The organism is Marinomonas sp. MED121 (assembly GCF_000153025.1).
Lineage (GTDB): Bacteria > Pseudomonadota > Gammaproteobacteria > Pseudomonadales > Marinomonadaceae > Marinomonas.
Map to the genome: position 1 here is coordinate 453,811 of NZ_CH672429.1, position 13,520 is coordinate 467,330.

General features: G+C 40.9%; 9 protein-coding genes. 4 read left to right on the forward strand and 5 right to left on the reverse strand.

Features of this window, described 5'->3' with window-relative positions; all coding sequences use genetic code 11:
- Window positions 1-120 precede the first annotated feature (120 nt).
- Complete coding sequence (fusA, locus tag MED121_RS02100; protein ID WP_009831937.1) at window positions 121-2,205, forward strand: elongation factor G; 2,085 nt, start codon at window positions 121-123, stop codon at window positions 2,203-2,205.
- A gap of 516 nt (window positions 2,206-2,721) precedes the next feature.
- On the opposite strand, the gene MED121_RS02105 is transcribed toward fusA, so the two are convergent.
- From MED121_RS02105 to MED121_RS02115, 3 genes are all read right to left on the reverse strand, one after another.
- A complete protein-coding gene (locus MED121_RS02105; RefSeq protein ID WP_009831938.1) occupies window positions 2,722-2,931 on the reverse strand; it encodes a DUF1289 domain-containing protein in 210 nt (69 codons plus the stop codon).
- A gap of 54 nt (window positions 2,932-2,985) precedes the next feature.
- A complete protein-coding gene (locus MED121_RS02110; protein ID WP_009831939.1) occupies window positions 2,986-5,004 on the reverse strand; it encodes an EAL domain-containing protein in 2,019 nt (672 codons plus the stop codon).
- Window positions 5,005-5,281: 277 nt separating this feature from the next.
- Window positions 5,282-6,448 carry a PLP-dependent aminotransferase family protein gene (locus MED121_RS02115; protein ID WP_009831940.1) on the reverse strand — a complete coding sequence of 389 codons (1,167 nt, stop codon included), beginning with the start codon at window positions 6,446-6,448 and terminating at the stop codon, window positions 5,282-5,284.
- Between the two features lie 341 nt (window positions 6,449-6,789).
- Between MED121_RS02115 and MED121_RS02120 the strand changes: the two genes are divergently transcribed.
- Window positions 6,790-9,621 carry an FAD-binding and (Fe-S)-binding domain-containing protein gene (locus tag MED121_RS02120; RefSeq protein ID WP_009831941.1) on the forward strand — a complete coding sequence of 944 codons (2,832 nt, stop codon included), beginning with the start codon at window positions 6,790-6,792 and terminating at the stop codon, window positions 9,619-9,621.
- Window positions 9,622-9,671: 50 nt separating this feature from the next.
- Here the strand turns inward: MED121_RS02120 and MED121_RS02125 are convergent, their stop codons facing one another.
- Both MED121_RS02125 and MED121_RS02130 read right to left on the reverse strand, forming a co-directional pair.
- On the reverse strand, window positions 9,672-10,556 hold the full coding sequence (locus tag MED121_RS02125) for an acyltransferase (protein WP_036179150.1): 885 nt from the start codon (window positions 10,554-10,556) through the stop codon (window positions 9,672-9,674).
- 140 nt (window positions 10,557-10,696) lie between these two features.
- Window positions 10,697-11,017 (reverse strand): hypothetical protein, encoded by a 321-nt coding sequence (locus MED121_RS02130; protein ID WP_009831943.1) that lies wholly within the window; start codon window positions 11,015-11,017, stop codon window positions 10,697-10,699.
- Between the two features lie 224 nt (window positions 11,018-11,241).
- Between MED121_RS02130 and MED121_RS02135 the strand changes: the two genes are divergently transcribed.
- Both MED121_RS02135 and MED121_RS02140 read left to right on the forward strand, forming a co-directional pair.
- Entirely contained in the window at window positions 11,242-12,648 is a 1,407-nt protein-coding gene (locus MED121_RS02135) for an ATP-binding protein (protein ID WP_009831945.1), read from the forward strand.
- A gap of 20 nt (window positions 12,649-12,668) precedes the next feature.
- Window positions 12,669-13,346, forward strand: a complete 678-nt coding sequence (locus MED121_RS02140; RefSeq protein WP_009831946.1) for a response regulator — start codon at window positions 12,669-12,671, stop codon at window positions 13,344-13,346.
- The last annotated feature ends 174 nt before the right edge of the window (window positions 13,347-13,520 follow it).

Sequence of the window (13,520 nt, forward strand, 5' to 3'; positions counted from 1 at the left end):
ATTTAATTTTGACTTATTAATACAAAATTAACTGCTTAAATCCCCTTCAAATAGGCTCCTGTTATCCTGTATACTTGCGCGAAAATTTTTCGTCCAAACCTTATATATTAGAGTAATGTAATGGCTGACTTATCGCACTACAGAAACATTGGTATTTTTGCTCACGTTGACGCGGGTAAAACAACTACAACAGAACGTATTCTTAAACTTACCGGTATGATCCACAAAATCGGTGAAGTACATGAAGGCGAATCTACAACTGACTTCATGACTCAAGAAGCTGAACGTGGTATTACCATCCAGTCTGCAGCAGTAAGCTGTTTCTGGAAAAACCACCGTTTCAACGTTATCGACACACCTGGACACGTTGACTTCACAGTAGAAGTATATCGTTCTCTTAAAGTGCTTGATGGCGGCATCGGTGTATTCTGTGGTTCTGGTGGTGTTGAGCCTCAGTCTGAAACTAACTGGCGCTATGCTAACGATTCAGAAGTTGCTCGTATCATCTTCGTAAACAAACTTGACCGTTTGGGTGCTGACTTCTACCGCGTTACTGACCAAGTACGTAACGTACTAGGTGCAACACCACTAATCATGGTATTGCCTATCGGTACTGAAGATCAGTTCACTGGTGTTGTTGACCTTCTAACTCGTAAAGCTTACGTTTGGGACGAAACTGGACAACCAGAAAACTACTCAATCGAAGATGTTCCAGCTGACATGGTTGATGATGTTGAAGCTTACCGTGAACAGTTGATCGAAACTGCGGTAGAGCAAGACGACGACCTAATGATGGCATACATGGAGGGTGAAGAGCCTTCAATGGAAGACATCAAACGTTGTATCCGTACTGGTACACGTGACCTTGCTTTCTTCCCTACATACTGTGGTTCTGCGTTCAAGAACAAAGGTATGCAGATTCTTCTTGATGCGGTTGTTGATTACCTACCAAGCCCAACTGAAGTTGAGCCTCAAGACCTTACTGACGAAGAAGGTAATGCAAACGGCGAGAAAGCAATTGTATCTGCTGACGAACCTTTCCGTGCATTGGCATTCAAAATCATGGATGACCGTTTCGGCGCCCTAACCTTCGTACGTGTATACTCTGGTGTACTTAATAAAGGTGATACAGTTCTTAACTCTTTCACTGGTAAAACTGAACGTATCGGCCGTATGGTTGAGATGCAAGCTGATGATCGTAACGAGATCAGCACAGCGCAAGCGGGTGACATCATCGCTATCGTTGGTATGAAAAACGTTCAAACAGGTCACACTCTTTGTGATCCTAAGCACGAATGTACACTTGAAGCCATGGTATTCCCTGAGCCAGTAATCTCTATCTCTGTTACACCTAAAGATAAAGGTGGTAACGAGAAGATGGGTATTGCGATTGGTAAAATGGTTGCAGAAGATCCAACATTCCGCGTTGAAACTGACCAAGAAACTGGTGAGACAATCCTACGTGGTATGGGTGAGCTTCACCTAGATATCAAAGTTGATATCCTAATGCGTACCTATGGTGTAGACCTAGTTGTTGGTCAACCTCAGGTTGCTTACCGTGAAACTATCACTCAATCAATTGAAGATAGCTACACTCACAAGAAACAGTCTGGTGGTTCTGGTCAGTTCGGTAAGATCGACTATCGCATCAAGCCTGGTGAAGTGGGTACTGGTTTCACATTCAGCTCTTCTGTTGTTGGTGGTAACGTACCAAAAGAATTCTTCCCAGCTGTAGAGAAAGGCTTTAAGTCTATGATGGGCGAAGGTACCTTAGCGGGCTTCCCTGTTCTTGACGTTGAAGTTGAACTGTTCGACGGTGGTTTCCACGCAGTTGACTCCTCTGCTGTAGCTTTCGAAATCGCTGCTAAAGGCGCTTTCCGTCAGTCTATGCCTAAAGCGGGCCCTCAATTGATCGAGCCTATCATGGCTGTTGACGTGTTTACGCCTGATGATCACGTTGGTGATGTAATCGGTGACCTTAACCGTCGTCGCGGTATGATCAAAGACCAAAACGCTGGTGTATCTGGTGTTCGTATTAAAGCTGACGTACCTCTATCAGAAATGTTTGGTTACATCAGTACACTACGTACTATGACATCTGGCCGTGGTCAGTTCTCTATGCTGTTCTCTCACTACTCTCCTTGCCCGAACTCTGTTGCAGAAGCAGTAATCGAAGCACAACGTGAGAAAAAAGCTAACGGTTAATACCTAAGCTTTGAGAAACACAAAAACCCGATAATTTAGTTATCGGGTTTTTTTTGCCTAAAATTTATGATGTTTATAATGAATTGAAAAGTTACTGCTTCGCACTCTTAAGTAGTTAGCGAAGCACAAGGTGAGAAAAAAGCTAACGGTTAATACCTAAGCTTTGAGAAACACAAAAACCCGATGATATATTCATCGGTTTTTTTTTGCCTAAAATTTATGATGTTTATAATGAATTGAAAAGTTACTACTTCGCACTCTTAAGTAGTTAGCGAAGCACAAGGTGAGAAAAAAGCTAACGGTTAATACCTAAGCTTTGAGAAACACAAAAACCCGATAATTTAGTTATCGATTTTTTTGCCTAAAATTTAGAACCAACTAGAAACTAGAAAGTTACTGCTTCGCACTTCCAAGTAGTTAGCGAAGCACAGACATGAAACTGAGGCACAAAAAAAGCCAAGATAATCTATCTCAGCTTTTCACATCAATTAACCCTAAGAATAAACTAACAGCTTGCTAACGCATCATACGCCCGCTAGCCTGCTCGCGCTCAGCAACTTTTTGCATCGTCTCTTTTTTCGCCTGATGATCCATTCGACTCCAGCCTGTGATTTCTTTCACACTGCGATGACAACCTATGCAAATATCTTGCTCATCCAAGCAACATAAAGACATACAGGGCGATTTAATTTCAGGCTCAATATTAATACCCTTCAGATCAGACAAACCTTATTCCTCACAAATAAAGAGATAATAACAAGTTATCAATCATGTCGTCAGCTAAATAGTTAAACCCTGTTGCTCTACTTCTGTTGGCCGACCAAAATAATAACCTTGTGCCAAGCCACAACCTAAACGCCCTAATACTTGACGCTGGCACTCCCGCTCAACCCCTTCAGCAATCACTCTAATTGAGAAGGCTTCTGCAATGGCTAAAATGGCACTTACCAGAGCCAAGTCCGATTCGTCATTAGCAATGTCAGCCACAAATCGTCTGTCTATTTTTAAAATATCCACAGGAATACTTTTTAAATAAGCTAAAGACGAGAAACCTGTACCAAAGTCATCCAAGGCCAAACGATAACCTGCCTCCCTTACCTTTTCTAACCAGAGCCTTGTATTGACCGAATCCTTAAGTAACACTCCTTCTGTAATTTCTAAAATAATATTGCCCGGCGCCAGTTGATAATAGGCTAATTGAGAAGTCATCCAGTCAACACTTAATAAACTTGGAATTTGATAACAGGATAAATTAATCGAAACATAGATGTCTTTAGCATGCTGATTTTGAAGATCCAAAAACCCTTCTAATACCTTGGTATAAACCACTTCAAACAACGCCTGAATTAACCCTAATTCCTCTGCACAGGCAACAAACACATCCGGCGACACAACCTGACCTGATGACGTCGTCCATCTCGCTAACGCCTCATAACCAAGCACGGCTTTAGTCGCAATATCAACAATAGGCTGAAAGGCAACCCGAATATCTCGATTTGCAATCGACTTTCTCAGTTCCAATTCCAAGTTTCTAGCAGCTTGTACATCGTCAGACATCTGGCCTGTATGAAACACAAATCGACCTTTACCTTGTTCTTTTGCCTTATACATTGCCAAGTCAGAAAGTCGCAATATCTCCTCGACACTCTCTACATTACGAGATAAAGCTATCCCTATACTCGCACCTGTGTGGACCAAATTGGCACCTATTACAAAAGGCACCTTAAGTGCATCCACAATAGCTTGAGCAACCTCTTCCAACTCTGAGATCTGTTTAAAACAAGGCACCATGACAACGAATTCATCTCCACCTAACCTGGCTAGAGTATTTTTGGCACCTATCACCTTGCTTATAACCTGACTGACCTCTTTTAATAAACTATCGCCCACACTGTGGCCTAAGGTGTCATTAATTCGCTTAAAGTTATCTAGGTCTAAATACATGAGGGCACACTGGCTTTTCTCTTTGCAACTTTTAACCAGTTGATTCGCCATTAACTCATGAAAATAAGCGCGATTCGGCAACCCGGTTAAATGATCAAAATTTGCTCTGAACTCAATCGCTTCAAGACGCGCTTTTTGATGAGTGATATCACTGAAAATAGCCAAGAACTCATCCACTTCTCCGGCGTCATTTTTAAGTGCTGTAATCGTTTGCCATTGCACATAGAGACTACCATTTTTACGTTTATTCCAAACCTCTCCTTGCCATTGCCCTAGCTCATAAAGATCTTTATAAACCTTAGTATAAAACGCTTTATCATGATGCCCAGAGCTTAACATTGAAGGATTTCTTCCTAACATTTCAGCAGCACTATAACCGGTAATATCACTGAAGGCAGGATTAACAGCCTTTATTTTTGAATCAACTCCCGCTAGCAAAACACCTTCTTTAATAGAATCAAACACAGCTTTATATTGCGCATTTTTAACACACTCAATTTGACTCTCACTGACATCCTCAACCAACCCAAGTATGGCGTTTTGCTCACCCTCTAAACCATAAGGGCTCAAACTCATATGCAAAAATAAAGTGTCAGCATATTGCCATCCCCCCCCTGTAGAGAACCCTGTAGAGAAGTCAGTCAGTTTTTTGAACTCTCTCTTACAAAAAAGGCGAAAAGCATCAAAACAAGAGACCTCATTCTGGCTTTTAACAGCTTGTTTTAGATCAGTCTGCTCAAACAGAGCCTTCAAACGACGATTCACCCCTAAAAGAGTGCCATCAGCACGCATCATATAGGCCATACAAGGCAAACCTTCTAAAAAAACACTCAGCTGCTCTTCATTGATTAACAATACAAGTTACCTCGTTTCTACATCCTTGTGATTTGCATTGGAACTCGACCATGAGAACCAAACATCCCTAAAAACTTACTAAAATAATGACACTAGTAGACTCTTGGCTAAAGCCTGTTTGATGGGTTTCATGATGTAGAGCAAAGTAACTTTAGACTTAATAAGCAGCGCGACAATGAACGAGAAGGAAACGAAGAAGAGAAAGCCCAAGTAGCTGATGGCTAATCAATTAAAAAAGCCACCATAAATTGGTGGCTTTTAAGAAGGAGAAGGCGACTTAAAGCTGTGCTTTAATAACATCAGCCAATAAAGATATAGATTGGTCTAACTTGGATTCAGGTACACGCGCAAAACTCAAACGAATATTACGATCAAAGTTTTCACTGTTATTTGGGTAAAAAGGCGTGCCAGGTAAAATCAGCACCTTTTTCTCAAGCGCATCCGCCAAGACCTTTTTCGAAGACACACCCTCTGGCAAGGTTAGCCAAACAAACATGCCACCAGCGGGCTTTTCAAACTGAACAAGGTCACCTAAATACTTATCCAAAGCCAACATCATAGTATCGCGCTTTGCTTTATAGACTCGCTGAAGTTTTTCTAAATGAGCCGGAAACTCACCTGTTGCCAAGTAGCTTGCAATGAGATTTTGTCCTAATCGATTTGTATGTAAATCGGTCGCCTGCTTCAGTTTTACCAAATAAGGGGCAATCTCTTCACAAGACACAAGATAACCTGTTCTTAGTCCAGGCCATAGGACTTTAGAGTAACTCCCCATGTAAATCCAAGGCGCACTTTTAAGAAGACTTGAAATAGGCGTTCTATCCACTTCTTCAAAACACAAATCTCGGTATGGGTCATCTTCAATCAGCAAAATCCCTTTTTCATCTAACAAAGCAGCAATTTCTTGACGTCGCTTTAAGCTGTAGCAATGTCCCGCTGGATTTTGAAAATTTGGAATTAAATAAACCGCTTTGGGTTGATGCGCTTCGATAAGCGATCGCATCATAGCAACTGACATTCCTTCATCATCAGAAATAACATCCTGAATGATCGCCCCTTGCAGTTTAAACACTTGAATTGCAGCGAGGTAAGTTGGCTGTTCAGTTAAAATCATGGAATCACTGTCTAAAATCAGACGGCTCACTATATCCAAGCCTTGTTGCGAACCATTAGTGATTAATGTTTGCTCCACAGACGCTTGAATACCACGCTCAGCCACAGTTGCAACAACCTGCTCACGCAACGCCTTCTCACCTTCACTAGGACCATATTGACGACTATCTGCCACACTCTCTAAAGCAGGAAAATCAGGCATATAAGCCTCATCAGGTAGACCACCAGCAAAAGATAAAATATCGGGCTGCTGACTATAGTGAAGAAGCTCACGTACAAGCGAGCTTTCCATCTGTTGAGATTGAGCGGTTAACAACTGAGACAACTTCATTCAAATTTCCTGACACATTTCTAATTTAGGGTAAATATTATCAAGCCTTTGTGATTTTCAAACAGACAGGCAAGATAATTACCAAGCATACAGATTAAAAAAAAGCATTTTATACAGGATAAAAACACACAGAGGAAGCTTTTCCAGCATTGCCATAAGGCCACTTTTTAAGTCATCGTAGAAGTTATCTAGTGAGTGTTTTAAAAATATCTCACCAAATAATTGGTATTACCAATAAGGTCATATATTTCATTAGTTATTTACCTTTGACAAACATTTTTTATGGGGTTAGCTTGAAATTCAACTAAATAATAATATTGGTCTTACCAAAGAGAGTAAAAATGCAGTATCAGGAATTCTTGTCAAATATAAAAACACTCTGTGTAGCAAACAATATTATTGAAGACCCGCTACGCACACTCGCTTACGGTACAGATGCCAGTTTTTATCGACTTATTCCTAAGGCTGTCATTAAGGTTGAATCAATCAAAGAAGTCATTCATATAATAAAAGCGGCCAATAAGTACTCAGTGCCTATTACCTTTCGAGCGGCAGGCACAAGCTTATCAGGGCAAGCCATTACCGAATTTGTTCTTATCTCTCTTGGTAATAAATGGCAAAACTATAAAATCCTTGAAGAAGGTAAGATCATACAACTTGAACCCGGCATTATCGGTGCACAGGCGAATAAGTACCTCGCACCTTATGGCCGTAAGATAGGCCCTGACCCAGCATCAATTAATTCTGCAAAAATTGGTGGGATAGCAGCTAACAATGCTTCTGGTATGTGTTGTGGAACAGCGCACAATACCTACCATACGTTAGAATCTATTCATTGCATTTTGGCAGATGGCAGTCAATTAAACACTGCCGACCCAGAGTCTGTCACCCAATTCAAACAAAACCATAGCAGCATGCTAGAAGCCTTATCATTTTTAGCTCAAGAGGTTAAAAATGATCCTCAGTTGAGACAAAAAATAGAACACAAATATCGCCTTAAAAACACAACTGGCTATGCCCTAAACGCGCTGACAGACTTTACTGACCCTATCGATATTCTTGCCCATTTATTAATAGGCTCTGAAGGCACTCTCGGTTTTATTGCCAATGTTGCTTATCGCACCATGGTTGAAGAAAAGCACAAGGCCTCTGCTTTAATCTTTTTTAATGATATTCAAGCCGCCTGTGACGCAGTAAGTCGCTTAAAGCACACTCCTGTGGCTGCCGTTGAACTCATGGATTGGCCTGCCTTAAACTCTGTTCGTCATCATGATGCTATTAGCCAAACAATGCCTCAATTACAACAAGGCTCATGTGTATTATTGGTTGAGACCAGAGCTCAATGTCTCCACCAATTAGAAGAACAAGTCGACAAGATCAATCAAGTGTTAAACCAATCAGGTGAGCCTGCTTGTCTTGATTACCAATTTAGCCAAGATGCGCATTTATGCGCCCAATACTGGGCAATTCGTAAAGGCGTTTTTCCAGCAGTCGGTGCAATAAGAAGCACAGGATCAACCGTCTTAATTGAAGATGTCGCCTATCCAGTGGCAGAACTAGCTAATGCCGTGAATGATTTACACAGTTTATTTGAAAAATGGCATTACCATGATGCCGTCATTTTTGGCCACGCGTTAGAAGGAAACTTGCACTTTGTCTTTCCGCAGTCATTTGATACTCCAGCGGATATAGAAAGATATGATGGTTTAATGAAAGACGTTGCCAATATGACGGTTGGTAAATACCAAGGTTCACTCAAAGCAGAGCATGGAACAGGCCGCAATATGGCCCCTTTTGTTGAGCTTGAATGGGGCCAGACTGGCTATGGCGTCATGGAGAAAATCAAGCAAATATTTGACCCCACAGGCATACTTAACCCTGGCGTGATTCTAAACGACAATAAAAATATTCATCTAGAAAATATAAAACCATTACCCGCCAGCAACCCATTAATTGATGCCTGTATTGAATGTGGCTTTTGCGAAAGCAACTGCCCTTCAAAAGACCTCACGCTTTCGCCAAGGCAACGTATTGTCATTAGCCGTGAATTATCACGTTTGGCAAACGCACCTGAAGAGAAAGAACGGTTAACGGCTTTAGAGAAAGACTACCAATACCAAGCTATTGATACCTGTGCAGGTTGTGGGCTTTGCAGCATGGCATGCCCTGTTGGCATTAATACGGGTGATTTAACGAGACATTTACGACAAGAAAACAATAAAGTAAATGAAAACAAAGCAAAGTGGGCTGCCAAGCATTTTGATACCAGTACAAAACTGATAAAAATGGCGTTAGACAGTGCCAATATAACTCGCAATATTATTGGCAACAAAACCATGTCTAAACTGGTTTCTCAAGTCAACAAAGTAAGCCAAGGCACTGTCGGTGAATGGCGACCTAACACCCCAAAAGCAAATCATTGGCTCAAAGAAACAAGCGCAAATAAGGCTAAGCATTTAAAGAAAGTTGTGTACTTTCCATCATGCGCCAATAGAACCTTAGGCATAGATCCGGACCAGAAAGACTCACGCAGTCTGACTCAAGTCATCTTCGAGCTGTTAGATAAAGCAGGTTTTGATGTCATCCTCCCGAAACAGGTTGCAGACCTTTGTTGCGGTATGCCATTTCAAAGCAAAGGCTTTTTTGATCAAGCAGATGAAAAACGCAGCCAGTTAAACCAAGCACTCATCACAGCCTCTGAAAATGGAAAATGGCCTGTATTGTTTGATACCAGTCCCTGCATAAATAGCGCCGACCAAGGTTTAGACAAAGAGATTGAGGCTTATGATCCGGTTCGGTTTGCCTTAGAACATTTAGTGCCTGCGCTTAATATTCAAAAAAGCACTGAAAGCATTAGCCTTCATATTACATGTAGCACGAAGAAAGTAGGATTAGAGCCGAGCATGTTAAACTTAGCAAACTTACTCTGCGACAATATTTATGTACCTGATGATATAGGCTGCTGTGGTTTCGCAGGTGATAAAGGTTTTTCTCACCCAGAGCTTAATCAAAGTGCTTTAGCAACCCTTAAACAGCAGCTACCAAAAGAGTGTGAACGGGGCATTTCCTCAAGTAGAACTTGCGAAATTGGCCTCAGCGAACATGCTGGGGTGCCTTACCAATCTTTGTATTATTTATTGGATGAGGTAAGCCAAGCAAAGACGGCTGATTAAGGTTTTCTTAATCAGCCAGAATTTAAAATGACATGGAGGTCATTGGTAATTTATTTCAGCATAACCTCTATTTGCTGATCTTTTTGCTGCCAAAGCTCATTTACCCAAAGTTGGAACGCCTGTCTAAAAGCCTCATCTTCAAGGTAATTACCGACCCGTTTTTCATCTATAGGCAAAACACGGACATGCACTTTCACCTCTTTTACCTTGCCACCAAGGTAATCCCAAAAACTAGGGATACCCTCTGGATAAACCAAGGTCACATCCAAGAGGTTATCTAGCTTTTCCCCCATGACAGATAATGCAAAAGCCAAACCACCCGCTTTTGGGGTGAGAAGGTGATTAAACACCTTTCCTTGTTTTTCATATTTGCTTTGAGTAAAACGTGTGCCTTCTAAAAAGTTCATCACGGTGACAGGTGAAAACTGATACTTCTCACAGGCTTTACGCGTCACTTCGATATCCTTACCTTTTAATTCAGGTCGCTTGGCGATTGCCGCTTGGCTGTATCGCTTCATAAAAGGGAAATCCAATGCCCACCAAGTTAAACCAATAAAGGGCACCCAGATAAGCTCTTGTTTCAAAAAGAATTTAAGAAAAGGTACTTGACGATTAAAGACACGCTGTAACACCAAGATATCAACCCAAGATTGATGGTTTGCAATTAACATATACCAAGCTTGTGTCGAAAGACTTGCCTCATCATAGCGCTTAATTTTGCTTTGGCCTAAAACCGCTTGATTGACATTATTTAATGCGATCCAACAGGTTGCCATCCAGTCAATGAGAAGGTTTAATTTTCCTCTCACCCATTGATTAGGTAGCAAAACTTTTAGCACCCCAAGACCAACCACTGGGGTAAACCAAAACAAGGTATTTATAATTATTAATAAAAGCGAGAAAAACGCCTTCACATGAAAAGAAACATTACTCATATCAACACCAACAAACATAACGAAATTGCATAATACTGTTTTTTTAATTTGAGCTAAAGTCCCTCTTTCACAACCTATGGCTTTAAGAATGCCTTACTCTAATTACATGGAAAGATGATTGTTGTGGAAAGGCAGGATATTTAGAATTTTACTTTTGCACCATGCTTCAATTCATTCGAGATACGAATTAGCTCAGGTCTGACATGTTTTTCATAATCATGATGTAAAAGAAAAGGCAGTATAAATGGTAGGGAAATCGCAAATGGAATCCAAGCACCAGTAACACCCCCAAGAGGGCCAGTAAGCAAATACCCTAAACTTGCCAGCAAGAGCATCATTTTAAGAATCACAATAGGTTTTAAGAACACTTTGGATTGAAATAACGCAATACGCCAAGCTCTTCGTCTTGTTTTATCGTCTAATTTTCTAATCGCTTCTTCATGGAATCGGAACGGAGGCATATTTCTCACTTACAATTTACAAGATTTTCAGTCATCTATTTCATGCCACTATGGCAGATTAATGTCGTCGGCCGAGCATTATAAATGGCTTTATTTGATTAAAAAACAGCCTGCTCACTTTTTTTCCTCTTTATTTACACAAGACACATCTAGTCAATTAGCCCTATTTAATCGTATGCTTCAAGCTACATTGACCCAAATTATTGAATGACAAAAATTAATCTATGAACCTGCTTTCAACCTTAAAACTCAAATATAAACTCTTCATTATCTTTGCTGTGTCCAATATTCTCATTATTGGTAGTATGTGGCAGATTTATCAGTGGAGTTTTGACCAGGGATTTTTTAATTATGTCATCCAACAGGACAAGTCTTACTTAGGTCAAATGGCTAACCGCTCTGCTAATTTGTACATCTATTATGAAGATTGGGACTTTTTAGTATCAGAAAGTCAGTTGGAAGAAGACTGGAAGAAAGCAAAACTTGCCAGCACGGCTGATATGGTGCCCTCTCCTTTAACTCCAAACCTTGATCTGATTTACCCTTCTCAGCAATATCGTAAACGCTTCTTGCTCTACAACGCTGACAAAGAGGCCTTAATTGGGCAAATCCCCTTTAAGTTTGCCTTAACTCAGAAAGTAAAGGTCGCCGGAGAAGTGGTTGGTTATGTTGGTCTTCGCTCCCTAAAAGAAGTGGTACAGCATCACACCATGGAGTTTGTGAAGAAGCAGGCAGAATCCTTCTTACTGATTTCAGCCTTTATGATAGCTGTGGTTGCACTCTTTACTTGGAGTCTAGCTAAAGCCATGAGCCGACCTATTTGTCAGATGAGCCAAGCCACAAGACAACTCGCTTCTGGGAGTTATGGCACCAGGTTACCAACAAATAGTCGAGATGAACTTGGCATGTTAGCGTTTGACCTTAATCACTTGGCAAGCACATTACAAAACACCACGGAAGCCAGAAAACGTTGGGTGGCGGATACCGCCCATGAACTACGCACACCCCTTGCAATCTTAAGGGGCGAAATTGAAGCGATGCAGGACGGGATTATTAAGGTAAGCCCTGATAGCTTAGGCTCATTACTGAATGAAACGGTACATCTTGGTCGTCTGATTGAAGACCTTAACCAATTATCCATGCATGATACAGGTAACATGGATTATAAAATGGATGAGCATGACTTGGTGGACATTATTGAACAAACCGTTACCAGCATGCAAAGACCCTTTGAAGAAGCGAACCTTAACCTGTCTTTGACCTTTGAAAAGAAAAAGGCCATCCCTATTACGGCAGATGCAAACAGGTTAAATCAATTGTTTACCAATCTAATGAGTAACACGCTAAAATATACCTCTGCACCGGGTGAATTAAATATTCATGTGCAAAAACAAAAGCATTGCGTCGTTATTCGCTTTGAAGATTCCGCACCTGGGATCTGCTCAGAGGATATTGAAAAGATCTTTGAACGCTTTTATCGTACTGAATGCTCGCGTAACCGAAAAACAGGTGGTCGTGGTTTGGGATTAGCAATTTGTCGTAGCATAGTGACAGGTCATAGGGGTACGATAAGTTCTTATTCTTCAAACAAACAGGGTCTTGGTATTCGTATCGAGTTACCACTCACATAATTGGAAAAAGATAACTGGCCATGAGTAAAATTTTAATTGTTGAAGACGAACCAAAATTAGCTGAATTACTAACCGCTTACTTGGCTCAATCTGGCTATGAGAGCCATCACCTTGACCGTGGTGATATTGTTATTGATTACCTAAAGCAAAATCAGGTTGATTTGATTCTGTTAGATTTGATGCTTCCAGGCCTTGATGGCATGGAGATTTGTAAGCAAGTTAGACTTTTTAGCAATATTCCTATCATAATGCTAACGGCAAAAGCGGAAGAAATTGATCGTCTATTAGGGCTTGAAATGGGCGCTGATGATTATGTTTGTAAGCCTTATAGCCCTCGTGAAGTGGTTGCTCGTGTTAAAGCAAACCTACGTCGTGTTAGCTTTGACCAAGTTGAAGAACCTAAAACCGAAGGCTTTGAATTGGACGTGGACAGATTGCGTGTTACCTATAAAGGTGAACTGATTGATCTCACCACAGTTGAATTCCAACTACTGCAATTGCTTATCAGTGAACCGGGCCGAGTATTTGGCCGTGAGATCATAATGAAGCGCATCTATACCGATAGTCGAGTGGTGAGTGACAGAACCATAGACAGCCACATTAAAAAATTACGTAAACGTATTTCTATGGTGGCTCCAGAGTTAAACGTCATTCATTCTGTATACGGCGCGGGTTATCGTTTCGAAAATAATGACTAACTAGCGGCCCCTTCTTGAAAGGAGACTAGATTAGGTCAAAGTAATGCCCTGTTTGACACTTTTTCCCATAATGCTAAAAAAAGTAGACTGAGAAAAGGCCACTGAATTACAGGCTTACTAACAATTCAAAATCTGATAAGCCACCAAGCCAAGGCTTATCAGATTTTTATTCTT